This is a genomic window from Pseudomonas sp. EL_65y_Pfl2_R96, assembly GCF_963970905.1.
In the GTDB taxonomy this organism is placed as follows: domain Bacteria; phylum Pseudomonadota; class Gammaproteobacteria; order Pseudomonadales; family Pseudomonadaceae; genus Aquipseudomonas.
Genome location: NZ_CAXAQH010000036.1, coordinates 1 through 25,729, shown reverse-complemented (window position 1 = coordinate 25,729; position 25,729 = coordinate 1). Strand labels below are relative to the sequence as shown.

Here is a 25,729-nt window from a genome sequence, read left to right as displayed (position 1 = left end):
TGAAAGGAAAGGCGCGAAACCTGTGGGAGCGAGCCTGCTCGCGAATGCGGTGTGTCATTTAACGATGATGTTGACTGACTGGACGCCTTCGCGAGCAGGCTCGCTCCCACATGGATTGCGCTATTCATCATGGGGCTGGGATCAGAGCTGTTTGCCGAGCAACGCGATGAAGCGGTCGACTTCTGCTTCGGTGTTGAGCAGCCCCGGCGCCGTGCGGATCACCGGACCCACGTCGCGCTCCACGGCATCGGCGATCACGCGGTTTTGCATCAACCAGGCGGCGATCTTGTCGCTGTCCTGACCCTTGACCCGAAAGAAGCTGAAACCGGACGACAGTTCGGGGCTCAGGGGCGTGACCAGTTCGATCTGCGGGTGCGCTTGCAGGCGTTTTTTCATATAGCTGTTCAGGGCATGGATACGCGCCTGAACATCGGCCTTGCCCAATTGCAAATGCAGCTTGAAGGCTTCGTTCAGCGCCCAGCGGTGCTCGAACGAGTGGTAGCCGCCCGGCGTCATGGTGGTGGAGAACGCCGTGGCTTCGGAGAAGGTCGGAATGATCGGCGTGACGTATTTGACCTCCTCACTGCGGCTGCACACGATGCCCGTGCCACGGGGGCCGAACATCCATTTGTGGGTGCCGGCGATGAAGAAGTCGCAGTTCATCGTTGGAAAACTCAGGTCCTCGACACCAAAACCGTGCACGCCGTCGACCAGGTAAATAATGCGGTCCTGCTCGGCGCGGTGGCGGTTGTGCTTTTCCACCAGCGCGCCGATTTGCGCGATCGGCAGTTTCACGCCGCTGCCAGAGTGCACCCAGGTCATGCCCAGTACGCGGGTTTCGGGTTTGATGTTCTGGTCGATCACGGCAAGGATCTGCGCTTTGGAGGCCGTCTGCGGGTCCTTGAACAAACTGATCTTGCGCACCCGGGTGCCGTCCCGTTGGGTGCGCAGATCGAGGATGGTGTGGGTCGCGTAATGCTCGTGGGCCGTGGTGAGGATTTCCTGATCCGGGCGCACATGAACGCCACCGTAAATCATCGCCAGGCCTTCGGTGGTGCTGCCGGTCAAGGCGATCTGTTTGGCATTGGCTTGCAGGTAACGACCGGCCCAGACGCGCACCTCTTCTTCGCGCGGCTCGATCACACCCAGGTCCCAGTCCATCGCCAGCCCGGGGTTTTTGTCGAGGGCGGCACGGTGCATCTCGATCGCTTCACGTACCGGTTTGGGGTGCGAGGTGATCAGGAAATTGGAGAAATGCAGGTAGTCCGGATCCTGGTCGAACAGCTGCCGCAGCTGCGCCCATTTGTCCCCAGGCTGCGAGGGCTGTGGCGTGGCGCTGGCGACGTTGTCCAGGCCGGCCGTCAAGGGCAGGCCGGCGGCGAGGATCCCGGCCTGTTTCAGAAAGGTGCGACGATCGCTCATGGTTTGCTCGTGCCTTGTTGTGAAATCAGCGCCGGCTTGGCGGCTTTCTGCACCTGATCCCAGACCCGCAGGAAGTTGCCGCCCCAGAGCTTGGCGATGTCCGCCTCGGAGTAGCCACGGGAGATCAGTTCCGCCGTGACATTGCGAATGTCACCGACGTTTTCCCAGCCTTTGACGCCGCCCCCTTCGTTGAAGTCGGAGCTGATGCCGACATGGTCGATGCCGATTTTTCGCACTGTGTAATCGATGGCGTCACCGAGGTCCTTGAGGGTGGCTTTGGGTTCTTCTTCAAGAATCGCGTAGAGACGGCTGGCGTACTGGCCGAATTTTTTCTCCGGCCAGGCCGCGATGACCGGATCGCCCGGCATCAATGCCACGGCGAGGTTCGGCAGGGGCGGCAGGTCGAACTCTTTGCGCAATTCGTTGAGTTTGTCCTGGGTGGTCTGGGTCAGCGGGCGCAGGTATTGGGAGAAACCGACCACCTGCACCACGCCGCCGCTGTTCTTGATCAGCTGCATTTCCTTGTCGCTGAGATTGCGCGGGATATCGACCATTGCCCGTGGCGCCGAGTGCGAAGCGACCATGGGTGTACGGCTCAATTGCGCGACTTGTTCCAGGGCCTTGGTCGACATTTGCGACACGTCGATGATCACGCCCAGGTCGTTCAAGCGATGCACCGCTTGCTTGCCCAGGTTGGAGAGGCCGTCGAGGGCGTCTGGCGAATCGTTGAAAAACGGCAGGGGGCGCGAAGAGTCGGCCCAGTCGTTATTGCCGATGTAGCTGAAGCCGAACATGCGCATGCCGCGTGCCGTCCACAGGTCCAGCAGGTTCAGGTCATGGCCCAGCGGGTAGGCATTGAGCATGCTGATGAAAATCGCGAACTTGCCTTCACCGTGCAAGCGACGGAAATCATCGGGGGTGTAGGCGATGGCGACCTGGTTGGGGAAGTCGCGGACCATGCCGGAAATAATCTTGTAGCGGATCTCTTGCTGGTTGCGTGCCTCTTCGACGAAACCGGCGGTGGGCCTGTGCGGCGCGTTGGCGCCATTCCACAGTTCCGGCCAGCCGAAAATCGTCAGGGCCGCGCCGGACAGCTGTCCACGGTTGGCCTTGACCAGGTCGAACTGGCCCTTGCCGTCCTTGTCGGCTTCGTTGCCCTGGGTGCCGAAGTTCTGCATCAGGCTGATGTGGCTGTCGAAGGAGAGCATGCGCTCGTGCAACTCGTCGGCCTGTTTCATGACCTTGATCGGGTAACCGGGGTTGTCCTTGAACACGTAATACCAGACCGCCAAGCCTGCGCCGGCGCTGATCGCCAAGGCCAGCGGCAGGCCGATGTAAAGAGCCTTTTTCGAACGTGGTTTTGTCATTGCCATCTCTGTCAGGTTCGCCGCCCCGGTGCAGGCGCAGGGGCCTTTGCTATCTGGGAGGAACGAGTGGCTGGCAGAAAAAATTAGGATTCTGTGCGGTACCTTGTGGCGAGGGAGCTTGCTCCCGTTGGACTGCGAAGCAGTCCTGAAACCTGCAACCTCGTTCTGCCAGGCACACCGCATGCGCCGGATTTACGACTGCTTCGCAGCCGAGCGGGAGCAAGCTCCCTCGCCACAGGGGATTGTGTTTGGCACGCTTAAATTTCCCCGCGCAACAAACGTTCTAGCTTGGATAAAGCCTGCTTCATGGCTGACACAGGTAGGGCAATGACGATTTCTCGACGATGGTTCATGGCAGGCCTGGCGCTGACTGGCGCTGCCGTGCCTGCGGCTTATTATGGGCATCGCGAATGGACGAAACCCGACCCCACGATCACCCCTGGCGAAGCGACGGTCGACCTGGCGGACACTGCGGGTCAGCAGTTGGCCAACTCGCTGCGAGGGATCTGGGATATCCGCTTTGAAGGATCCCGGGCAGGTCTCGACGGTTTACCGCAGAGCGGGCTGGAGCTGTTTATCGACATCGCCCAGCGTGGCCGTGGCCTGCGTGGCTGCCTCGATACCGCGCAGCAGTTACGCAGCGAAGCCGAACCGCGTTACCGGGTGATCGGCGATCTGGTGTCGCCTGACGCCAGCCAGTTGTACTGGCGCCTGGTCGACACACAATCGGCCAACGGTGCGCCGGCCTATGAGCTGGCGGTCATGCTCGATGAGGTCTGGGCTGATTTCGGCAATGCCGGCAGTGGCACGCTCAGCGGGCGGATTCTGCGTCTGGATCACCCGCTCGGTTTGCCGGAACTGGACAATCGATTTGTCGCGCGCAAACGACTGTTTCCCGAAGCCCGGGAGCGGGTCGGTCTGAATCCGCCGTTGCTGGCGTGGCTGATTTCCGCCGAACACCGCTTGTTCCACCAGCTCTGGCATGCCACGCGGGACAAATGGCACAAACTCTCCGAAGCCCAGCGCGGTGCCTTGCGCGGTATCGGCTGGCAGCCGGGACCGCGAGGCAATGAGCGCGATGCCCGGGGGCCGCGCAAGGACCGTAATGGTTCGGGGGTCGACTTTTTCTTCATGCACCGGCACATGCTCGGCACGGCGCGTTCGATGCAGGACCTGCCGTCCTGGTCGAGCTTTCCGATGCCGCAGCCGGAGCTTGAACGCGACCGTCAGGGCTTCGCCCGCTATTTCGACAATCACGATGGCACGGCGCTGCCGCCCACCTGGCTGGCAGCCGAAGACACCGAGTACACCCGGTGGGTCAGCGACATCAAGACCGCCGAGACCTACCACAGCAATTTTCAGGTCTGGGAGTCCCGTTATCGCGACCCGCGTTATCTGTCGAAGATGACCCTGGGGCAGTTCGGTTCAGAGGTCGAGCTGGGCCTGCACGACTGGCTGCACATGCGCTGGGCCTCGGTGCCACGCGATCCGTCCAACGGTCAGCCGGTGCCTTTCGCCCGGGATCCGGCGGACTTTTCCGCGCGTTGGTATGCGCCGGAAAACGACTTCCTCGGTGACCCGTTTTCATCCCACGTGAACCCTGTGTTCTGGCACTTTCACGGTTGGATCGACGATCGTCTGGAAGACTGGTTCCGCGCCCACGAACGTTTCCATCCGGGGGAGGTCAGCCGGCTTGAGGTCAACGGCGTGCGCTGGTTCGCGCCGGGGCGCTGGGTTGAAGTCGATGATCCGTGGCTTGGTCCGAGCACCCACGGCTGCAGCACCACGCCGGGATTGCAGGTCGGCAAGTCGGTGGAAATGGACCCGGAAACCATGAAGCTGGCGCTGCGCATCACCTTCGGCACTGATGAAAAGAAACTGGCGGATTTGTTCCGGCGGGTGCCGCAACGGCCGTGGTATGCGCGGAATCTGAAGGTCAAGCCGATTACCAGCTGAGACCGAGTCATCGTTCAATCGCGAGCAGGCTCGCTCCCACAGGTTATGTGTCGTGCCCAAATCATCCGGCAAACACAAACCCTTGTGGGAGCGAGCCTGCTCGCGATGGCGGGCTCACTGACGACGCAAATTACAGCGCCTGCCACCCCCCACCCAGCGCCTTGTACAACGCAACGCTCGCCTGCAACCGCGACAACCGCAGCTGCACATTCGAATCCTGCGCCGCGTACAGCGTGCGCTGGGTTTCCAGCACCGTCAGCAAATCCTCGGCCCCGGCCTGATAGCGGCTTTGCGCAATGTTGAACGCGGTCTGTGCCTGGTTCAGCTCTTCGCGTTGCCACTCCCGCTGCTCATCCAGGCCGCGAATGCTATTGAGGGCTTTTTCGACGTCGGCAAAACCGTTGATGATCGCGCCCCGATAGGTTTCCAGCAGTTCTTGTTGACGGGCCGTGGCCTTGTCGCGCTCGGCGCCGAGGCGGCCGTTATTGAAAATCGGCGCGACCAGCCCGGCGGTGAGGTTGTAGAAAGGGCTGCGCAGAATATCGTTGGCGGTGTTGGCGCCCGAGCCGATGCTGGCGCTCAGGGTCACGGCGGGCAGCATGGCGGCGCGAGCGACCGTGACGTTGGCCTGGGCGGCGGCCAGTTGCGCTTCGGCGCGGGCGATGTCCGGGCGACGGCTGAGCAGTTCGCTGGGCAGCCCGGCACCGATGGCGGGCCACTGCAGTTGATCGAAGGACTCCTGGCCAGGCGGCAGTTGCTGGACCGGCCGGCCAAGCAGGGCGGCGAGGCTGATCCGTGCGTCCTGGGCTTGCTGGCGAATCAGCGGCAGTTGCCGTTGTTGCGCCGCCACCAGGCTTTTCTGTTGCGCCAGTTCCAGTGCGGTGGCCGAGCCTGAGTCGAAACGGGTCTGCACCAGTTTCAAAACGTTCTGTGCATTGGCCAGGTTCAGCTCGGCAATGCGACTTTGTTCACCCAGCGACAAGGCTTGCGCGTAGCTGTTGGCCACCCCGCTGAGCAAGGTCAATTCAACCGTGGCCTGATCGAACTCGCTGGCTCGCAGCCCATAGTGCGCGCTGTCCCGGGACGCGCGTTTGCCGCCCCAGAAGTCGAGTTCGTAACTGGCGCTGAGGTTGGCGTCAAAGTAGTCCACGGCTTTGTTGCTGCTATTGGCATCGAGTTGGCTGTAGCCGTTGCCGCGCAGCAGTTTCTGCCGGTTGGCGTTCATGCCGGCCTTGACCTCCGGCAGCTGCGAGCCGCCGGCAATCACCGTGTCGGCCTGGGCCTGGCGCACGCGAGCGATGGCGGCGGCCAGGTCATAGCTGCCGACGCGGGCCTGTTCGATCAAGCGATCAAGCTGCGGGCTGCCAAACTGCGTCCACCATTGCCGGCTCGTCCGGGAAGCACTTTCGCGGTGCGGCGATTGCCAGGCCAGCGGGGGTTGAATGCCGCTGTCCGGGCGCGGGGCAGGGTGGCCACACGCGCCGAGTAACAGGCAAAGGGTCAACAGGCTCAGTTGCGGTTTCATAGATCGATCATTCACTGGTAAGGGCCGTGACCGGGTCGAGCCGGGCAGCTTTGCGGGCCGGCATGAAGCCGAAGACAACGCCGGTGATCAGTGCGCAGGCGAAGGCACCGATGACGGCCGCCAGGGAAAAGGCGACCGCGACTTCGCCGAGCACCAATACCCCGCCGACGATCAGCGCCAGGGCGATGCCGGCGATCCCGCCGACCACCGAGAGCATCACCGCTTCAGTGAGGAACTGGCGCAGGATATCGCGCTGACGGGCACCGGTGGCCATACGGATACCGATCTCCCGGGTCCGTTCGCGCACGGTCATGAGCATGATGTTCATCACCCCGATCCCGCCCACCAGCAGCGAAATCGCCGCAATCGAACCGAGCATCAGCGACAGGGTATTCTGCGTGCGCGCCTCGGCTTGAATCATCGCGGCATTGTTGGTGAGTTCGAAATCGTGTTTGCCGTTGTGCAGGCGCAGCATCAACTGTTCGATGGCCTTTTCGGTCTCTTTGACCTTGCGCGCATCGGCCGCGGCAATGGCCACGTATTCGGGGTTGTGGGTGCCGAACAGCCGGACACTGGCGGCCGAGTAGGGCACGGCGATCCGGTTGTCGCTGTCGGAGTCGCCGGAACTGGCGCCTTTTTCAGCGAGCACACCGACGACCTGAAAGGGCACGTTTTCGATCAGGATGTATTGGCCGATGGGGTTGGCGACATCCTTGAGCAATTTGCTGCGCACCTTGTGGCCGATCACCGCGACCGCGGCCGCGTTGCGTTCATCGGCCTCGGTGAAGTAGCTGCCCTCGACCACTGGCCAGTTGAAAATCGCCGGGAAATGAGTGTCGTTGCCGCCGACGTAGCTCAGGTGGTCGAGGTTGCCGAAACGTACCCCGGCTTCCGCTCCGTTGACCGGCATGATCCGCATGACCTGCGGCAGGCTGGCCAGCGCCGCGACGTCATCGAGGGTCACGATGCCCGGCGGGGTACGCGGGTTGGGGGCGGAGCCACTGAGGTAAATGATGTTCGAGCCGAAGGCGCCCATCTGCGCCATGACCTGACGCTTGCTGCCTTCACCGACGGCCAGCATCACCACCACCGAGGCCACGCCAATGATGATCCCCAGCAGTGTCAGGGCGGTGCGGAAGCGGTTGATCCACATCACCCGCCAGGCCGCGTGTACGGCATCCACCAGTTCACCTTTCCAGGCACCGGTGGCCTCGCTGCCTTCGCTCAGCCGCTTGCGCAAATCCACCGCTTGCAGCGCACCGGGATTGGCCGAGGTCTGGGCGGAAGGGTTGTCGCGGGCGCTGTCGCTGATGATCAGGCCATCGCGAATTTCGATCACGCGTTTGGCCCGGGCCGCGACGTCGCGGTCGTGGGTGATGAGGATCACCACATGGCCTTGGCTCGCCAGTTCGTCGAGCAGGGCCATGACCTCGGCGCCGCTGTGGCTGTCGAGGGCGCCAGTGGGTTCGTCGGCGAGAATGATGTGGCCGCCGTTCATCAAGGCGCGAGCGATGGACACCCGTTGCTGCTGCCCGCCGGAGAGCTGGTGCGGACGGTTGCCGGTGCGCTCGGCCAGGCCCAGGCGGTCGAGCAGGGCGGCGGCGCGGGCGTGGCGTTCGGTCGCTGGGGTGCCAGCGTAGATCGCTGGCATCTCGACGTTTTCCTGGGCCGAGCCGGAGGGAATCAGGTGGTAACCCTGAAACACGAAACCGAATGCCTCACGGCGCAGCCAGGCCAGTTCATCGCTGTCGAGTCGGGCGACGTTTTCGCCGGCGAACAGATACTCGCCGGACGTTGGCCGGTCGAGGCAACCGAGGATGTTCATCAGCGTCGACTTGCCGGAGCCGGAAGCGCCGACGATCGCCACAAACTCCCCGGCGTGGATCGACAGGTCGATGCCGCGCAAGACGTGGACGTGCGGCGCGTCACCGCCACCATAGGATTTACGAATGTCCTGCAGGTCGATCAGGGGCGTTTGCATTCAACCTCCACTGCCGTCGGCGGGGCCGATCAACAGGTGATCGCCTTCGTCCAGCCCGTCGAGGATCTGCACCTTCAGGCGATCGCTGATGCCGGTGCGCACCGTCCGTTGTTCGATGGCACCGTTTTGGGCGACCACCCGAGTCGTTTGACGGTCTGCCTGCGGGCCGCCCTGCAACGCCGCGACCGGCGCGGTCAGGACGTTTTTGGCCTGGTGGGAGACGAAGAACACTTGGGTGGTCATTTCCGCCATCAGCGCGTTGTCGGTGTTGTCGACGTCCAGCAGCACCGTATACAGCACCACGCGACCGGTGCCGCTTTTATTGGAACTGGCCGGGCTGCCGCCGCCCTGGCTGGCCTGGTCCAGCGGTTTGGGTGGTATCGGCAAGATCTGCCGTACCGTGCTGCTCCAGCGCCGGTTGCCGCCGCTGAGTGTGGTGAACCAGGCGGTCATGCCGGGTTTGACGTGACCGATATCAGCCTCCGAGACCTCGGCCCAGACCGTCATGGGCGACAGTTTGGCGATGCGCAGGATCAGCGGCGTTTGTTGCTGTGCGTTGAGGGTCTGGCCTTCCCGGGCATCGAGGGCGACGACCGTTCCGCTCATCGGTGCGTAAATGCGCGTATAGCCGAGTTCGGCCTGATCGCTGCGCAGGTTGGCCTGGGCCTGGCGGATCTGCGCCTCGAACATGTCGATGCGGGCCTGGGTGGTGCGCAGTTCGGCCTGGGCCGTTTGCACATCTTCGTCCCGTGTGGCGCCGCCAGCGGCGAGGTGCTGTTGGCGTTGATATTTCTGCCGGGCCAGGTCGTGTTGTGCCCGTTGCTCCTGAAGCTGTGCCTTGAGGTTGTCGATGGAAAAGCGTCCGGCGTCGAGTTTGGCCTGTTGGGTGGAGGGGTCTATTTCCACCAGCAACTGGCCTTCCTTGACCACGTCACCGACCTCCACATGGATCTTGTGAATCTGCCCCGAGGCCTGGGCACCGACATCGACATAACGTCGCGGTTGCAGGGTCCCCAACGCCGTGACGCTGCTTTCAATGTCGCCGCGAGCGACCTGGACCGTGGCGAACCGATCACGGCCGGGAGGCAGAAACTGCCAGGCCGCGACGGCGATAACGGGGATCAGACAAAGGGCTACAAGCAGGGCGCGTCGGGTGTGACGGGGACGTTTCATGCAGGGTTCCGGCCAATAGGATTCGGCCCGTCGCTCAGCCGATAGGCAACATCTGCCGACAGCTGGACGCTGTCGGAGGGCCGACAGACACGGGGAGCTGTCCTGTAAACGATGGAGGAGGCGCGGAATTTAAGCGTGGACGCATAGCGTGACAGACAAGGGTTACAGGTATAGGACAGCACTATTTATCAGGCAAATGGAAACAGCGCTTTAAATCTATATGAGAATTACTATAAATTACACACTCGAAATCGCCAGCATCGTGCCACTGCCTACCTGGCGGTCGCGGATCTGGCTCAAGGATAGAAACCGCACCCTCTGCGGCCGGGAGTCATGTTGGAAAACTACTATCGCGAGCTGGTGTGTTTCCTGAACGCCAAGCTAGGCAACCGTCAGGTGGCCGAAGATGTGGTGCATGACGCTTATCTGCGGGTACTGGAGCGTTCCAGCGACACGCCGATCGAGCAACCCCGGGCGTTCCTTTATCGCACCGCGCTCAACCTGGTGATCGACGACCACCGCCGCAATGCCTTGCGTCAGGTCGAATCCCTGGACGTGCTCGACAGCGAAGAGCGCTACTTCATCCCCTCGCCCCACAACAGCCTCGATCACGGTCAGCGCCTGGACATGCTCCAGCGCGCGCTGGCGGAGTTGCCACGGCTGTGTCGCGAGAGTTTTCTGTTGCGCAAGATCGAAGGCTTGTCGCACCCGCAAATCGCCGAGCACCTGGGGATTTCCCGGGCGCTGGTGGAAAAGCACATCGTCAATGCCATGAAGCATTGCCGGGTGCGCATGCGCCAGTGGGATGCTCCTTAATCAGGCCGCGTTAAATTTTTTTTCATTGTCCTCGTTCCTATTCAACAGACGATCTGCTGCCGCACAAGGCCGGTCAGGTCACCCAGGCTTTATCCCCGCAGCTGCGGGGTTTATCCAGAGGACACTGGAAATGACACAGGCAATTGCATCGCCCATCGTTCACGACCTGATCGGCGTCGGTTTCGGCCCTTCGAACCTGGCCCTGGCCATCGCCCTGCAAGAGCGCGGGCCGAGCCAGGGCGAGCTGGATGTGCTGTTTCTCGACAAGCAGGCGGACTACCGCTGGCACGGCAACACCCTGGTCACCCAGAGCGAACTGCAGATTTCCTTTCTCAAGGATCTGGTGACGCTGCGTAACCCGACCAGCCCGTATTCCTTCGTCAACTACCTCAAGCACCACGGTCGTCTGGTGGACTTCATCAACCTTGGCACCTTCTATCCGTGCCGCATGGAGTACAACGACTACCTGCGTTGGGTCGCCGGGCAATTTACCGAGCAGAGCCGCTACGGCGAGGAAGTGCTGGCTATCGAGCCGGTGTTGCATAACCAGCAGGTCGAGGCACTGCGGGTGATTTCTCGCGATACCCAGGGTTTGCAGCAGGTGCGCACCACCCGTTCGGTGGTGGTCAGTGCTGGCGGTACACCGCGCATTCCCGAAGCGTTCAAGGCGCTCAAAGATGACGCTCGGGTGTTCCACCACTCCCAGTACCTGGAGCGCATGGCCAGGCAGCCATGCGTGAACAACCAACCGATGAGCATCGCGATCATCGGCGGCGGGCAGAGCGCGGCGGAAGCCTTCATCGACCTCAACGACAGCTTCCCGTCGGTGCAGGTGGATATGATCCTGCGTGGCTCGGCCCTGAAGCCGGCCGATGACAGCCCCTTCGTCAACGAAGTGTTCTCGCCGGAGTTCACCGACCTGGTGTTCCAGCAGGCCAGCAGTGAACGCGAGCGTCTGGTCAACGAGTACCACAACACCAACTATTCGGTGGTGGACATCGACCTGATCGAACGCATCTACGGGATCTTCTACCGGCAGAAAGTCTCGGGCATCGCGCGCCATGCGTTCCGTACCCTGACCACCGTTGAAAAAGCCACCGCCACCGAGCGCGGTATCGAGCTGGCGGTGCGCAACAATGCTACCGGTGAAATCACGGTTCGCCATTACGACGCTGTGGTGCTGGCCACCGGTTACGAGCGCCAGATGCACCGCAAAATGCTGGCGCCTCTGGAACAGTACCTGGGCGATTTCGAGGTCGATCGCAACTACAAGCTGATCACTGACGAGCGTTGCAAGGCCGGCATCTACATGCAGGGCTTCTGCCAGGCCAGCCACGGCTTGAGCGACACCTTGCTGTCGATCCTGCCGATCCGTGCCGATGAAATTGCCGGCTCTCTGTATGACCATGGCAAATCCCGTGGGCATGGCCGGTCGGTGAGGGATTTGTTGTTGGCGACTGCCAGCTGACATTTGTTGCGACAGTAAGGCCGCCATCGCGAGCAGGCTCGCTCCCACATTTGATCGTTGTCTTACACAAAATCTGTGTTCACTGAAGATCCACTGTGGGAGCGAGCCTGCTCGCGATAGGGCCCTAAAAAGCACCACCGAAGCTCAATCCTGAACCCTTCCTGAAGAACCCCGCGATTCCCCCCATCACACGCCAGTGCAGCGTTTACTCGGCAGAACCCCCGGCGTAAGCTTCGCGCGTTTTCATCAATAGCGGAGACCCACAGTGGGTACTTGTTCGAGTGACAGTTGTCGGCCGGTCTCGGTAACCGGCATTTTCCCGGCAAGATAACGCGCAGCCTTTTGTGCCGTTATCTCGCCGGAAAGCGAGTAGCGGCATCCCGATCGTGGCCGGTTTTCGGCCCGACTCCCGACGTCCCTCTCATCGACGCTCAACCGCGTGTGATGTTCGACTCCGTGTCGCCATCGCAGCACCTCGACACGCCTGCTCGACGGTTTCCCGGCTGACCCTGGGGGGCACTGCCATGAACCTTACCTTGCTCAAAGAATTCTTCGCCGGATTCCTGCGTACCCGCCATATCGGCAGGCACTTCCGCCGGTTGGCGTTGCTGGAAAGCTTCACTGACACCACGGTCAGTCGTGAAGTCCCGCCGACGCTTGCGCAAACCCTGGTCGTCGCCGCCAACAGCGACACCGGCCAATTGCTGGACACCCTCGGCAGCCACCCTGACGGCCTGAGTGAACCCGAGGCCGATGCGCTGCGCGAACAATACGGCCTCAATGAAGTCGAGCACGAGCAACCGCTGCCGTGGTGGACGCACCTGTGGCACTGCTACAAAAATCCGTTCAACCTGCTGCTGACCTTGCTGGCGGTCATCTCCTGGCTGACCGAAGACCTGAAAGCCGCCATCGTGATTTTCTCGATGGTGGTGCTCTCGACCTTGCTGCGTTTCTGGCAGGAAACCAAATCCAACCAGGCCGCCGACGCCCTCAAGGCGATGGTCAGCAACACCGCCACGGTGATGCGTCGGGAGCTGGCGGACAACGGTGCGCGACGCCTCGAACTGCCGATCAAACAACTGGTGCCGGGCGACCTGATCGTGCTCTCGGCCGGTGACATGATTCCCGCCGATTGCCGGGTACTCAACGCCAAGGACCTGTTCGTCAGCCAGGCTGCGATGACCGGTGAATCGATGCCGGTGGAGAAATTTCCCCGCCAGCAGGACAACGACACCCACAACCCGCTGGACCTCGACAACATTCTGTTCATGGGCACCAACGTGGTGTCCGGAACGGCGATGGCGTTGATTCTCACCACTGGCAACAACACCTATTTCGGTGCGCTGGCGCAACGGGTCGGTGCCACCGATCGCGCGCCGACCTCGTTCCAGACCGGGGTCAACAAAGTCAGCTGGTTGCTGATCCGCTTCATGTTCGTCATGGCGCCGCTGGTGCTGTTCATCAACGGCTTCACCAAGGGTGACTGGACCGAAGCGTTGCTGTTCGCGCTGTCGATCGCCGTGGGCCTGACCCCGGAAATGCTGCCGATGATTGTCACCTCGACCCTGGCCAAGGGCGCGGTGTTCCTGTCGCGCAAAAAAGTCATCGTCAAACGCCTCGACGCGATCCAGAACTTTGGCGCCATGGACGTGCTGTGCACCGACAAGACTGGCACGCTGACCCAGGACAAAATCTTCCTCGCGCGCAACGTCGATGTCTGGGGCAATGACTCCGATGACGTGCTGGAAATGGCCTACCTCAACAGCTATTACCAGACCGGCCTGAAAAACCTGCTGGACGTGGCGGTGCTGGAGCACGTGGAAATCCACCGTGAGCTGAAAGTCGGCACGGCGTTTCGCAAGGTCGACGAGATTCCATTTGATTTCACCCGTCGGCGCATGTCGGTGGTGGTGGCCGAGCGTGACCAGCCGCACCTGCTGATCTGCAAAGGCGCGGTGGAAGAAGTGCTGGCGGTGTGCACCCGAGTGCGCCACGGCGATGCCGACGAGGCGCTGAGCGATGAATTGCTGGCGCGGATTCGTCAGGTCACTGCCACCTTCAATGCCGAAGGTCTGCGTGTCGTTGCCGTTGCAGCGCGGCCGATGATCGCGGGGCGCGACACTTACAGCCTGGCCGATGAACAGGCACTGACGTTGATCGGCTACGTGGCTTTCCTCGACCCTCCGAAGGAAAGCACCGCGCCAGCGCTCAAGGCCCTGGCCGCCCACGGTGTGGCAGTGAAAGTGCTGACCGGCGACAACGAACTGGTGACCGCGAAAATCTGCCGCGAAGTCGGGCTGGAGCAGCAAGGCCTGCTGATGGGCAACGACATCGAACGCATGAGCGACGCCGAACTGGCGGTGGCGGTGGAGGCCACCAACGTCTTCGCCAAACTCACGCCGTCGCACAAGGAGCGTATCGTCCGTCTGCTCAAGGGTAACGGCCATGTGGTCGGCTTCATGGGCGACGGCATCAACGATGCACCGGCGTTGCGCACTGCTGACATCGGTATTTCGGTGGACAGCGCGGTGGACATCGCCAAGGAAGCGGCGGATATCATCCTTCTGGAAAAGAGCCTGATGGTGCTGGAGGAGGGCGTGCTGGAAGGGCGACGGACCTTCGCCAACATGCTCAAGTACATCAAAATGACCGCCAGCTCGAACTTCGGCAACGTGTTCTCGGTGCTGGTGGCCAGTGCGTTCATCCCGTTTCTGCCAATGCTGCCGATGCACCTGCTGGTGCAGAACCTGCTCTACGACATTTCGCAGATTGCCATCCCGTTCGATAACGTCGATGAAGAAATGCTGAAACAACCACAACGCTGGCAGCCGGCGGACGTCGGGCGCTTCATGCTGTTTTTCGGCCCGATCAGTTCGATCTTCGACATCAGCACCTTTGCCTTGATGTGGTACGTGTTCGATGCCAATACCCCGGACCACCAGACCCTGTTCCAGTCCGGCTGGTTCGTGGTCGGGCTGCTGACCCAGACGCTGATCGTGCACATGATCCGCACGCCGAAGGTCCCGTTCCTGCAAAGCCGCGCTGCCATGCCGTTGCTGGTGATGACCGGCGTGATCATGGCCGTGGGCATCTTCCTGCCGATGGGGCCGCTGGCGCATTACTTCAAACTGCAGGCGTTGCCGTCGCTGTATTTCGTGTTCCTGCCGGCGATTCTGCTGGCGTACATGGCGCTGACCCAAGCGGTGAAAGGGTTCTACATCCGGCGGTTTGGTTGGCAGTAATGCTGCCAAACGCAGGAGCTGCCGAAGGCTGCGATCTCTTGATCTTGCTTTAATAAAAATCAAAAGATCGCAGGCTGCGCCAGCTCCTACACAGGCTGTGATTTTTTGATCGTCAAGTCGAACAGAGGCACTCATTTTTTAGGAAAAGTCCTACAGAAAGCACGACAAGTCTTCCGTAGCCTTGCCCCACCACGAATCTGTCACCCTTCAGGGGCCCCACTTTGCCGAACAAAGCCTTGCGTATCCTGATCGCCGACGAGCAGCATTTTCACCGGATGAAAACCGAGCGGTTGTTCAACCAGCTCGGTTATTACCGGGTGGCTCCGGTGCAAAGCCTTGTGGAAATGCTGACCCTGGTCGAATACGGTTGCGAACCGTTCGATCTGGTGCTCATCAATGCCTCGTTGGCGGGTGGGGCGCTGGACCTGTTCGGGTTCTTCCTCGATAACCGTCAGGTTCATCACGCCTTGATCTACGATGGCCGGCGGGCACAGTTGCCGCCGGTTTCTGCCGCCGCCGGTTTTCCACAGAAGGTTCAGCAGAGGGTTCAGGTAAGCCACGCAGCGCAGCCGGATCTTGCGTCCATTCAACGGCTGATGGCGCTCATCGATTCGCCTGTATGTGAAGCCGCACCGTCCCCGGATCACGAGTGGAATCGACAACGGATCGGTTGATTCCGGGGCTACCGTTCGTCTGAACTGTCATTTCTGACAGGTATATTCTTCCTGCCTCCCATGCCACAGTCGTTGGGTAGCCGTTGCGTCCGGTCCGTCGTTATCCGGAGCGTATTCGTGCGCAATCGTCGAGTCTTTGCACAGGGAGTTGTCATGAAGTCAGTGCTGATTGTGGACGATCATCCGGTGGTACGCGCCGCAGTCAAAATCGTACTGGAGAAGGAGGGGTTCAAACGAATTTACGAGGCCTCCAGCGGTAGCGAGGTGTTGTCGATGCTCCGTGAGCATTCACCCGATCTGGTGGTGCTGGATCTGGTCATGCCCGAAGGTGACGGGCTGGATGTGCTGGAGCGGATCAAGGCCAGTGACTTGCCGTGCCTGGTGCTGGTGTTCACGTCGCTGGACCCGCAGTTTTTTCAGGATCGTTGCATGCGCGCCGGGGCCATGGCGTATGTCGCCAAGAGCAACGTCCTGAGTCAGTTGCAAAAAGCCGTGCATGCGGTCATGACCGGCTACACCTTTTTCGCCCGGCTGCCTTCGGGATCGCAAGACCCCCTGCAATACAGCGAAAAACAGATGGTCGACAAACTCTCCAACCGTGAGCTGACCATCCTGCGGGATTTGGCCCTGGGCATGCCCAACAAGACAATCGCCGAGCATCGGCATTTGAGTGTCAAGACCGTCAGTACCTACAAACACCGATTGATCGAAAAACTGGGGCTGAGCGCAGCGGTGCACCTGCGGGATTTCGCCAAGCGCAATCATCTGATCTGAGTGAGCCCGACCGTGCGCATCTTTCTGATGGCCTTGATGCTGTGCCTTGTGATTCAGGTTCCGCCGGCGCTGGCCGACGAACCGCAGCGGTTGTATCTGCTGGGGCGCTCCACAGTGGAGGGTTTTGAGGTCAAGCTGGATGAAAAGGACTGGCAATGGCTACGCGATAAACGGGTCCTGCGCCTCGGGGTGACGGGGCCGGACTATCCTCCGTTCGAGGTGACGCGCCACCGCGATGAGCTGGAGGGCATCACGGCCGATTACGCCGAGCTGCTGGGGCAACTGCTGCACGTCAAGATCGACGTGCTGCGCTATGCCACTCGTGAAGCCGCCATGGATGCCCTCAAACGCCATGAGCTGGATCTGCTCGGAACATCGAACAACTTCGAGGCGGCCGACCCCGCGCTGACCCGGTCTCGAGCCTATGCCGAAGATCAGCCGATGCTGGTCACCCGAGTGGACGAGCGAATGCCCGTCGACCTGGCCGGTAAACGTATCGCCATGGTCGAAGACTATCTGCCGGCCCAGACGGTCAAGACCTTCTATCCCGACGCGACCTTGCAGCGCTACCCCTCGGCACTCGATGCGCTCGGCGCGGTGGCATTCGGGCCAGACGATGTGTACCTGGGGGACTTTATCAGTGCCAATTACCTGATCAACAACAACTACCTTAATAATGTTCATCTGACGGGGCCTTCCGGTCTGGATGCCAATCCGTTCGGCTTCGCTTTGGCGGCGGATAACCCGCGTCTCAAAGGCATCATCGACAGGGCTCTGGCGGCGATTCCCATGGACCAGCGCTCGGTCATCACGTTGCGCTGGAGTGCTGGCAGGGCCAGTACGGCGGGGCAGCAACAGGTGCGTCTGAGCGCCAGTGAACAACGCTGGCTGGACCGGCATCCGACGGTCACTGTCGGCGCGATCGACGACTTTGCCCCGCTGACGTTCTACGATGCCCAGGGCCGGCTCAGCGGGTTGACCGCGCAGTTGCTGACGCTGATCAGCCAGCGCAGCGGGTTGACCTTTGAGGTGCAACGCGGCCACTCGCTGGACCGGCAAATCGAGCAACTCCAGGACGGTGAGATCGACCTGTTGCCCGTGGTCACGCCCAGTGTCGAACGTGAAGAAACGTTGCTCTTTACCCGTGCCTACCTCAGCAATCCGTTTGTGCTGGTCAGTGCAACGACCCAGGGTAGCCCCAGGATGCTGGATGATCTGGCTGGTAAGCGCCTGGCGATTTATCGCGGTCATCCGTTGTTCGGGTTCATCCAGGCCCAGGCGCCGCAGGTGCGCCTGGTCGAGGTGCAAAGCCCGGCCGAGGGCATGGAACGGGTGATCGAGGGGCAGGCTGACGCGACGCTCAGTTCATTGATCGTCGCCCGTTACCTGATCGCCCGGCAGTATCGCGAGCGTCTGCGCGTCAGCAGCACCGTAGGCGATCAACCCGCCCACATCGCCTTGGCCACCGCCCGCGATGCGCTGGAGTTGCACTCGATTCTGAACAAGGCATTGCTGAGCATTTCGCCTCAGGAAATGGACGATCTGGTGACGCGCTGGAGCCACGATGTGGTGGTGGATGACAGCTATTGGCTGCGTCATCGCCAGGGCATTCTTCAGGCGTTTGCCGTGGCTGGCGTCTTGCTGTTGCTCGCCCTGGGCTGGATCGCCTGGCAGCGTCGGCAGATCCGCCAGCGCCAGCAATGGTTGCAGCAATTGCAGGACGCCAAGGATCTGGCGGACGATGCCAACCGTGCCAAAACGACCTTTCTGGCGACCATGAGTCATGAGATACGCACGCCGATGAGCGCCCTGATCGGCATGCTCGAACTGGCGCTGAAGCGTGCGGATGAGGGGGTCACCGACCGTTGCGCCATTGAGGTGGCGTCCAGTGCCGCACAACAATTGCTGGCGCTGATCGGCGACATTCTGGATATCGCGCGTATCGAGTCCGGGCATTTATCCCTGATCCCTGAACGGGCCAATCTGCGGGCGCTGGTGGCGTCGGTGTGTCGGGTTTTCGAAGGCCTTGCACGGCAGAACGAGCTGGCGTGGCGAATCGATCTGGACGAACACAGCGACTGCGAGGTGTTGATTGATCCCACACGCTTCAAGCAGGTGCTGTCCAATCTGCTGAGCAACGCCATCAAATTCACCCGAGAGGGCGAGGTGAGCCTGACACTGCGGGTGGCGCCCGTTGCGTCGGGGCAGCTGGCGGTCAACGTGCGTATTGAAGACACCGGCATTGGCATCAGTGCTGTCGACCGGCAACGGCTGTTCAGCCCGTTCATCCAGGCTGATAACGGCCGACAGTCAGCTCGAAGCGGTTCTGGCCTGGGGTTGGTGATCAGCCGCACCCTGTGCGAAATGATGGGTGGCCGCTTGCAACTCGACAGCGTCCTCGGACAAGGCACGCAGGTTGATATCAACCTTGAGCTGATCGCGTTGCAACCGTTGCCTTCCAGTGTGGGGGGCAATATCGGGTTGCAGGCGCCGACGCGGCCACTGACGATTCTGGTGGTTGACGATCACCCGGCCAATCGATTGTTGCTTTCACGGCAGCTGAGCCACCTGGGGCATCGTGTTCTGGAGGCTGAAGAGGGCGCGCGGGGGCTTGAGCTATGGCGCGAACATGGCTTCGATCTGGTCGTCACCGACTGCAATATGCCGATGCTCAGTGGTTATGAGCTGGCCGGTGCCATACGCGATGAAGAGCGTGCCCAACGTTTGCCGCCGACGCTGATTCTGGGGTTTACCGCCAATGCGCAGCCCGAGGAGAAGCTGCGCTGTCTGGAGGCGGGCATGGACGACTGCCTGTTCAAACCCATCCTGCTAGCGGATTTGAACGCTTGGCTGGCGTCCAGGTTTGCCAGTCAGGTGCCAGAACCTATTGAGGAACCCTCAACGCCGGAAATGGACCTCAGTGGCTTGGAGCAATACGTCGGTGCGGACCGTACGTTGATTGATTGTCTGGTGCGCGAACTGACGGTGACCAACCGGGTGGATCGGGATGATCTGCTCCAGGCGCACGCCAGTGGCAATCGCCCAGGCCTGCAAGAACTGGCGCACCGCATCAAGGGCGGTGCGCGCATGGTTCGGGCGCAGCGCTTGATCGAGCATTGCGAGCAACTGGAGCGTGTCATCGACGTGGGGGATTCGGCGCTGCTCGACGAAGCTGTCGATCGATTGCAGCTCGCGATGTCAGCGCTGGATAAGCACTTGAGCCGGGGTTGAAACTCAATCCCACTGCGGCGCAATACCCTTGGGGCTGGTCAGCCGCAGGCCGCGATCCAGGCCCGCGATCAGCGCCATGTCGGCGTCGCTCAGGGTCAGGGTGCAGGCGTGCAAATTGCTTTGCAGGTTGGCGTGTTTGGTGGAAGAGGGGATCACCGCGTACCCCAGTTGCATGGCCCAGGCCAGGGTGACCTGGGCCGGTGTTGCCTGAAGGCGATCGGCGATCTGCAAAATGACCGGATCCTTCAGCACTTCGCCGTAGGCCAGGGTCATGTAAGAGGTGATCTGGATGCCCTGGCGTTGAGCGAATTCGACGACCTTGCGGTTTTGCAGGTACGGGTGCAGCTCGATCTGGTTGGTGGCGATGTTCTCGGCGCCAATCGCGGCAATGGCCTGCTGCATCAGGTCGACCGTGAAGTTGGACACGCCGATCTGCCGGGTCAGGCCCAGTCGTTTGGCTTCGAGCAGCGCGTTCATGAATTCTTCGACCGGCACCTGATCTTCCGGCGACGGCCAGTGGATCAGCGTCAGGTCCAGGTAATCGGTTTGCAGTTTGTTCAGGCTCTCTTTGAGGCTGTCGATCAACCGGTCTTTGGCAAAGTTGGCGACCCAGATTTTGCTGGTAATGAACAACGCTTCACGGGCAATGCCGCTGGCGGCGATGGCCTGGCCGACTTCGGCTTCGTTCTCGTAGATTTGCGCGGTGTCGACGACCCGGTAGCCCAGTTCAAGACCGGTGCTCACCGAATCGATGACCACCTGGCCTTGCAGGCGAAACGTACCAAGACCGAATGCAGGGATAGACATCAATGACTCCAGGGGTTGCAGTGGGAACAGGCGGGAGTATCCCCGGCCGGACCCTTGAGAAAAACCGCTGGATCGGCAAAGCACTGTTTACCGTAAGTCATGAATGGGTGAGGGTTCAGTGGCATTGATGGTGTGTGGTCTGACGCCTTCGCGGGCTTGCTCGCGAAAGGCGCGACTCGGTGTCGGAATTTAACCCCGCCCCTAAGCCATATCGCTGTGGCTGAATTCCTCGCCCAGAAAGTCGATCAAGGTACGAACCGACGGCAGCAACCCGCGTCGTGAAGGGAAGATCGCATGCACGATCCCGCACTTGGGTGTCCAGCCCGGCACCAGTTCCACCAGCCGACCGGCGGCAATCTCATCACGCACCACCACTTTGGGCAGGTGGGCGATGCCGACCCCGGCGAGCACCGCGTGACGCAAGGCCAGCAAGTCGTCGGTGACCATTCGCGGGGTATGACGAATCAGCGCGCTGGCACCGTCGGCGCCGAACAACTCCCACTGATATTCACGCTGCGCGCCACCCCAATGCAGGCTCGGCAGACCGCTGAGGTCGGCCGGCGTGGGCGGTGACGACAAGCGCTGCACAAGCGCGGGAATGCCCACCAGGCATTGGGTGCTGTTGCCCAGCACTTTCATCACCATGTCGGTGTTTTCCAACGGCGGAAAACGCACCCGCAGAGCGATGTCGAACCCCTCGTGGATCAGATCGACCCGGCGGTTGGTGCTTTCGATGAACAACTCGACCAACGGGTACTTGAGCATGTAACGGGTCAGCATCGGCCCGACCCAGGTGTTCAACAGCGCGGTGGGGCAACTGATGCGCACCAGGCCCTGCGGTTCGGAACGGTTGCGTTCGATCAGCTCGGCGGCACTTTCGGCTTCCACCCGCATGGCCAGGCAACGCTGGTAATAAGCCTGGCCGATTTCGGTCAACGAGCAATGCCGGCTGGTGCGGTGCAGCAGGCGCACACCGAGGCGTTCTTCGAGCTCGGCAATGCGTCGGCTGAGCTTGGATTTGGGCATGTCCAGCGCGCGCCCGGCCGGGGCGAAACCGCGGTGTTCCACCACTTGGGTGAAGTAGTAAAGGGTATTGAGGTCTTCCACCATCGTTCTCCAAATAGAACGCTAAGGCTGATTTTTGCAGTCTAGCGCACAAAAGGCGCCGGTTTTAAGCTTTGTCCATCGCGTCACACAACAGATTTGGAGGAAAAAATGAAAAACATCATCGGTGTCTACACCAGCCCACGACCTCACTGGGTCGGCGATGGTTTTCCGGTTCGCACGCTGTTTTCCTACGACAACCTGGGCAAACACATCAGCCCGTTTCTGCTGCTGGATCACGCAGGTCCCGCCGAATTCACCCCCACCACCGAGCGTCGTGGCGTCGGCCAGCACCCGCATCGCGGTTTCGAAACGGTGACCATCGTCTACAGGGGCGAGCTGGAGCACCGCGACTCCACCGGCAGCGGCGGCAAGATCGGCCCCGGCGACGTGCAATGGATGACCGCGGCCTCGGGGATTCTCCATGAAGAATTCCACTCCGAAGGTTTCGCCAAAACCGGCGGCACGCTGGAAATGGTTCAACTGTGGGTCAACCTGCCGGCCAGGGACAAGATGGCCGCCCCCGGTTACCAGACGATTGTCGACGGTGACATCCCGAGCCTCCCGCTCAAGAACAACGCTGGCAGCCTGCGTTTGATTGCCGGTGAGTTCGACGGCCATCGCGGCCCGGCGCGGACCTTCACGCCGATCGACGTGTGGGATGTTCGCTTGAACGCCGGCAAGTTGCTGACCCTGGATCTGCACGAAGGGCGCAACACGGCACTGGTGGTGCTGCGTGGCACGGTTCAGGTCAACCAAAAGGAACAGGTGCGTGAAGGGCAGTTGGCACTGTTCGAGCGCGACGGCGATCAGCTCAGCCTGGAAGCCAGTTACGACGCCGTGGTGTTGCTGCTCAGCGGCGAGCCGATCGACGAACCCATCGTCGGCCACGGCCCGTTCGTGATGAACAGCGAGCAGGAGATTCATCAGGCCTTCGCCGACTTCCAGTCCGGTCGGTTCGGCCGGATGAGCGGCTGAAATCATTGTTGTAAGGCTGTGGCGTGCCGGGCTTGACTCACTACGCTTGCTTGGCCGCGGTTTAACGAAAAATCAGTGTTCACTCACGCCGGCCCGTTCGGCATCGATAAAAAGCGAGGATTACCCATGACTACTTCCTACAAACGTCTCGACAAGGATAACGCCGCCGTTCTGCTGGTCGATCACCAGGCGGGTCTGCTTTCTCTGGTGCGCGACATCGATCCGGACCGTTTCAAGAACAACGTGCTGGCCCTGGCCGACCTGGCCAAATACTTCAAGCTGCCAACAATTCTGACCACCAGTTTCGAAACCGGTCCTAACGGCCCGTTGATGCCGGAACTCAAGGCGTTGTTCCCGGATGCGCCGTACATCGCTCGCCCTGGTCAGATCAATGCCTGGGACAACGAAGACTTCGTCAAGGCGATCAAGGCCACCGGCAAGAAACAACTGATCATCGCCGGTGTGGTGACTGAGGTGTGCGTGGCGTTCCCGGCGCTGTCGGCCCTGGCCGAAGGCTTTGAGGTATTCGTGGTGACCGACGCCTCCGGAACGTTCAACGAACTGACCCGTCAATCGGCGTGGGACCGCATGTCGTCGGCCGGCGCCCAGTTGATGACCTGGTTCGGCCTGGCCTGTGAACTGCATCGCGACTGGCGCAACGACGTGGAAGGTCTGGCGACCCTGTTCTCCAACCACATCCCGGACTACCGCAACCTGATGACCAGCTACAACACCCTGACTAACAGCAAGTAAACCCTGGCAGCACATACACACATAACTTGTGGGAGCGGGCTTGCCCGCGATAGCGGTCGATCAGTCAACATCCCGGTGACTGATCAATTGCCATCGCGGGCAAGCCCGCTCCCACAGTGTTTTGTGGTGTTCTGAAGACATCAAATCCTCCTACACTGTGCCCATCCGTACTATTGCTGGAGTCGCTCGATGCTGTCACTGCTCACCGAACACCCATTGATCAGCGCATTGATTCTTATCCTGATCGATCTGGGATTGTGGCGTTTGATCACGGCCAGCGGCAGCAACTGGAAACTGGCGGTGCGGGTGGTGATTTTCGCGCTGTTCAGCATGCTGCTGTTCAACGAAGGCATGAACCCCATGGAGACGGCGCCCTGGGTCGACAACGTCCCGCTGCACCTGGCGGCCACCGGTTTGCAGATCGGCTGGTGGCTGTTTGGTGCGCGCACTCTGACGGTGCTGATCGGTGCGGTGATGATGCAACGGGTCGGGCACACCGGGCGCTTGCTGCAGGATTTGCTTGGCGCGGTGATCTTCCTGATCGCGATTATCGCCGCCCTCGCGTATGTACTCGATCTGCCGGTCAAGGGCGTGCTGGCAACGTCCGGCGCGTTGGCAATCATCGTCGGCCTGGCCTTGCAAAGTACCCTCAGCGACGTGTTTTCCGGGATCGTCCTCAACACCACCAAACCCTATCAACTCGATGACTGGATCTCCATCGACGGCACCGAAGGCCGGGTCATCGACATCGACTGGCGCGCGACGCGCCTGCAAACGGCCCAGGGCAGCATGGCGGTGATCCCCAACTCCCTGGCCGCCAAGGCCAAGCTCATCAACTTCAGCCGGCCCAGTGACATTTTCGGCGTCTCCATCAGCTTGCAACTGAGCCCGCACGCACGTCCGCAAACGGTGATCGACGCGCTGGAACGGGCGATGCAAGGATGCCGCTATCTATTGAATAAACCGGCGCCGTGCGTAGCGTTGAAAGGCTCCAGTGCCACGGGCGTGGAATACGAAATCAGTGGTTTCGTCGTCTCGATGGACCAGAAACGCATGGTCCGCAATCTGCTGTTCGACCTGGCGTTCCGGCACTTGCAGGCCAGCGGTGTCAGCCTGTTGTCGAACGTCGAACCGAATGCACCTGCCAACCTGTCGCGGCCACGGGCATTGCTGGACGCCTCGAACATTTTCTCGACCCTGCGTCAGGAAGAGAAAGAAACCTTCAGCCAGAACATGACACTGCAAACTTTCCGCCCCGGTGAAATGATCCTGCCGGCGGGGGAGGTCAGCGATCATTTGTTCATCATCGAATCCGGCGTCGTGTCGGTGGAGTTGAGCCGTGGCGGGGTCAAGTTCGAAACCGGGCGCATGGGGCCGGGAGAGGTGATCGGCGAGGGCGGAATTTTGTCCGATATGGCGATGCCGGCGGACTTTAGCGCCAAGACGGTCTGCACGTTGTACCGGATCGAGAGGGAATACCTCCAGCCGTGCCTGGATGCGCGGCATGACATCGGCGAAGCGATGAAGGCGTTGCTGGATTTCCGCTTGAACAAGGCTCAGACGCTGATTCAGGAAACACCCAAGGTGGTGGAGAAGAAGGGGTTTTTGCAGTGGTTGCGCAAGCGTAGCGGCTGATGTGTTGGTGGCCTGTTCCGGCCCTTTGCGAGCAGGCTCGCTCCCACCTGGATTGCGCGTTATTTACTCGCTGTTAATCAGCGAATCTTCCTACATCCATTTCCACCTTTCCCGACTTCTTTCCTGATCGATCCCCCGCACAGTCCCCGCGCCTAATTTTCTGCGCGAGGGATTGCTCATGTTCGACTCCTTTTCTCTAGCAACTCCGTACTTTTCGGTGCGTTGATGGAGCACGTTATCCGCATCGAGCAGGAACTCGACAGCTTCCCGCACACCCTTTCGCTCTATCGCGAACAGCTCAAGCATTGGTTCAACCGAGCCGCCGACAAGGCCAGCCACGTGGCGGATCTGCCTTCGCTGATGGGCATGGAGCGGATCATCCGGTTCGGAGGCTCCAGCACCGTTGTCAGCAGCGGTGACGACAAGTTTATCTCCACCGTCGTGCAGTGCCCGAAAGGCGGAAAGCTCGAAATCGAGAGCAAGTTCGAATCGGTTTATGACATTCCCGTGGGGAATATTCAGGTCGATGTGATTGCGCAGGAGGGCGGGGAGTCGACGCCGGTCACACTCGATAACAACGGCAAGGGAACATTCCGAGGGGAAGAGGGCAAGCTCTACCGCATTCACGTCCACAACGAAGTCACACCACAGCAAGTTGAAGATCTTTTCTCTTCCTACGATGGCCTGACGAAGGAACTCGACAGCTGGCTGCGAGATGAGTGGCGGACGTTCAAGCCGAAGTGGTCGCAATCGTCTTCGGTGGCTGTAGGCAATGGAATGCTCGCGGGCAGTTGGGCGGCCATTGAAGGTGTGTGGGACGGCA

At 61.0% G+C, this 25,729-nt stretch carries 17 protein-coding genes and 2 pseudogenes; 11 read left to right on the top strand and 8 right to left on the bottom strand.

The window, feature by feature from the left end; genetic code table 11:
• Positions 1–14: 14 nt before the first annotated feature.
• The 3 genes and pseudogenes from AACY49_RS25970 to pvdM all read right to left on the bottom strand — a co-directional run.
• Positions 15–131 (bottom strand): annotated as a pseudogene (locus AACY49_RS25970) (metal ABC transporter ATP-binding protein); the annotation flags it as partial.
• Between the two features lie 10 nt (positions 132–141).
• Complete coding sequence (gene pvdN, locus AACY49_RS25965; protein ID WP_339527284.1) at positions 142–1,422, bottom strand: pyoverdine-tailoring periplasmic protein PvdN; 1,281 nt, start codon at positions 1,420–1,422, stop codon at positions 142–144.
• Complete coding sequence (gene pvdM, locus AACY49_RS25960; RefSeq protein ID WP_339527282.1) at positions 1,419–2,789, bottom strand: pyoverdine-tailoring dipeptidase-like protein PvdM; 1,371 nt, start codon at positions 2,787–2,789, stop codon at positions 1,419–1,421. Before pvdM ends, pvdN begins: the two co-directional genes overlap by 4 nt.
• 327 nt (positions 2,790–3,116) lie before the next feature.
• Here pvdM and pvdP point away from each other — a divergent pair, with 327 nt between their 5' ends.
• On the top strand, positions 3,117–4,745 hold the full coding sequence (gene pvdP, locus AACY49_RS25955) for a pyoverdine maturation tyrosinase PvdP (protein ID WP_339527280.1): 1,629 nt from the start codon (positions 3,117–3,119) through the stop codon (positions 4,743–4,745).
• A 130-nt stretch (positions 4,746–4,875) separates the two neighbouring features.
• On the opposite strand, the gene AACY49_RS25950 is transcribed toward pvdP, so the two are convergent.
• The 3 genes from AACY49_RS25950 to AACY49_RS25940 are packed head-to-tail and all read right to left on the bottom strand — an operon-like array spanning position 4,876 to position 9,424.
• On the bottom strand, positions 4,876–6,270 hold the full coding sequence (locus tag AACY49_RS25950; protein WP_339527278.1) for an efflux transporter outer membrane subunit: 1,395 nt from the start codon (positions 6,268–6,270) through the stop codon (positions 4,876–4,878).
• Between the two features lie 7 nt (positions 6,271–6,277).
• Positions 6,278–8,251, bottom strand: a complete 1,974-nt coding sequence (locus tag AACY49_RS25945) for a MacB family efflux pump subunit (protein ID WP_339527276.1) — start codon at positions 8,249–8,251, stop codon at positions 6,278–6,280.
• Positions 8,252–9,424: an efflux RND transporter periplasmic adaptor subunit gene (locus AACY49_RS25940; protein WP_339527274.1), complete on the bottom strand. Its 1,173-nt coding sequence runs from the start codon at positions 9,422–9,424 to the stop codon at positions 8,252–8,254. It lies immediately after the preceding gene.
• 333 nt (positions 9,425–9,757) lie between these two features.
• Here AACY49_RS25940 and AACY49_RS25935 point away from each other — a divergent pair, with 333 nt between their 5' ends.
• From AACY49_RS25935 to AACY49_RS25910, 6 genes are all read left to right on the top strand, one after another.
• Positions 9,758–10,240 (top strand): sigma-70 family RNA polymerase sigma factor, encoded by a 483-nt coding sequence (locus AACY49_RS25935; RefSeq protein ID WP_309475868.1) that lies wholly within the window; start codon positions 9,758–9,760, stop codon positions 10,238–10,240.
• 130 nt (positions 10,241–10,370) lie between these two features.
• Entirely contained in the window at positions 10,371–11,708 is a 1,338-nt protein-coding gene (locus AACY49_RS25930) for a lysine N(6)-hydroxylase/L-ornithine N(5)-oxygenase family protein (protein WP_339527271.1), read from the top strand.
• Between the two features lie 524 nt (positions 11,709–12,232).
• Positions 12,233–14,950: a magnesium-translocating P-type ATPase gene (mgtA, locus tag AACY49_RS25925; RefSeq protein WP_339527269.1), complete on the top strand. Its 2,718-nt coding sequence runs from the start codon at positions 12,233–12,235 to the stop codon at positions 14,948–14,950.
• A 221-nt stretch (positions 14,951–15,171) separates the two neighbouring features.
• Positions 15,172–15,624: a response regulator gene (locus AACY49_RS25920; protein WP_339527267.1), complete on the top strand. Its 453-nt coding sequence runs from the start codon at positions 15,172–15,174 to the stop codon at positions 15,622–15,624.
• Positions 15,625–15,777: 153 nt separating this feature from the next.
• A complete protein-coding gene (locus AACY49_RS25915; protein ID WP_258699904.1) occupies positions 15,778–16,398 on the top strand; it encodes a response regulator transcription factor in 621 nt (206 codons plus the stop codon).
• Positions 16,399–19,629, top strand: a complete 3,231-nt coding sequence (locus tag AACY49_RS25910) for a transporter substrate-binding domain-containing protein (protein ID WP_339527265.1) — start codon at positions 16,399–16,401, stop codon at positions 19,627–19,629.
• A gap of 3 nt (positions 19,630–19,632) precedes the next feature.
• On the opposite strand, the gene dkgB is transcribed toward AACY49_RS25910, so the two are convergent.
• Positions 19,633–20,436, bottom strand: a complete 804-nt coding sequence (gene dkgB, locus AACY49_RS25905; RefSeq protein WP_258699906.1) for a 2,5-didehydrogluconate reductase DkgB — start codon at positions 20,434–20,436, stop codon at positions 19,633–19,635.
• 201 nt (positions 20,437–20,637) lie between these two features.
• Positions 20,638–21,546: a LysR substrate-binding domain-containing protein gene (locus AACY49_RS25900; protein WP_258699907.1), complete on the bottom strand. Its 909-nt coding sequence runs from the start codon at positions 21,544–21,546 to the stop codon at positions 20,638–20,640.
• Between the two features lie 105 nt (positions 21,547–21,651).
• Between AACY49_RS25900 and AACY49_RS25895 the strand changes: the two genes are divergently transcribed.
• From AACY49_RS25895 to AACY49_RS25880, 4 genes and pseudogenes are all read left to right on the top strand, one after another.
• Positions 21,652–22,518: a pirin family protein gene (locus AACY49_RS25895; protein ID WP_339527262.1), complete on the top strand. Its 867-nt coding sequence runs from the start codon at positions 21,652–21,654 to the stop codon at positions 22,516–22,518.
• A 126-nt stretch (positions 22,519–22,644) separates the two neighbouring features.
• On the top strand, positions 22,645–23,271 hold the full coding sequence (ycaC, locus tag AACY49_RS25890; protein ID WP_258699909.1) for an isochorismate family cysteine hydrolase YcaC: 627 nt from the start codon (positions 22,645–22,647) through the stop codon (positions 23,269–23,271).
• A 189-nt stretch (positions 23,272–23,460) separates the two neighbouring features.
• Positions 23,461–24,906, top strand: coding sequence for a mechanosensitive ion channel domain-containing protein (locus AACY49_RS25885; RefSeq protein ID WP_339527260.1), 1,446 nt, complete (start codon positions 23,461–23,463; stop codon positions 24,904–24,906).
• Positions 24,907–25,131: 225 nt separating this feature from the next.
• Positions 25,132–25,729: pseudogene (locus tag AACY49_RS25880) on the top strand (type IV secretion protein Rhs); the annotation flags it as partial.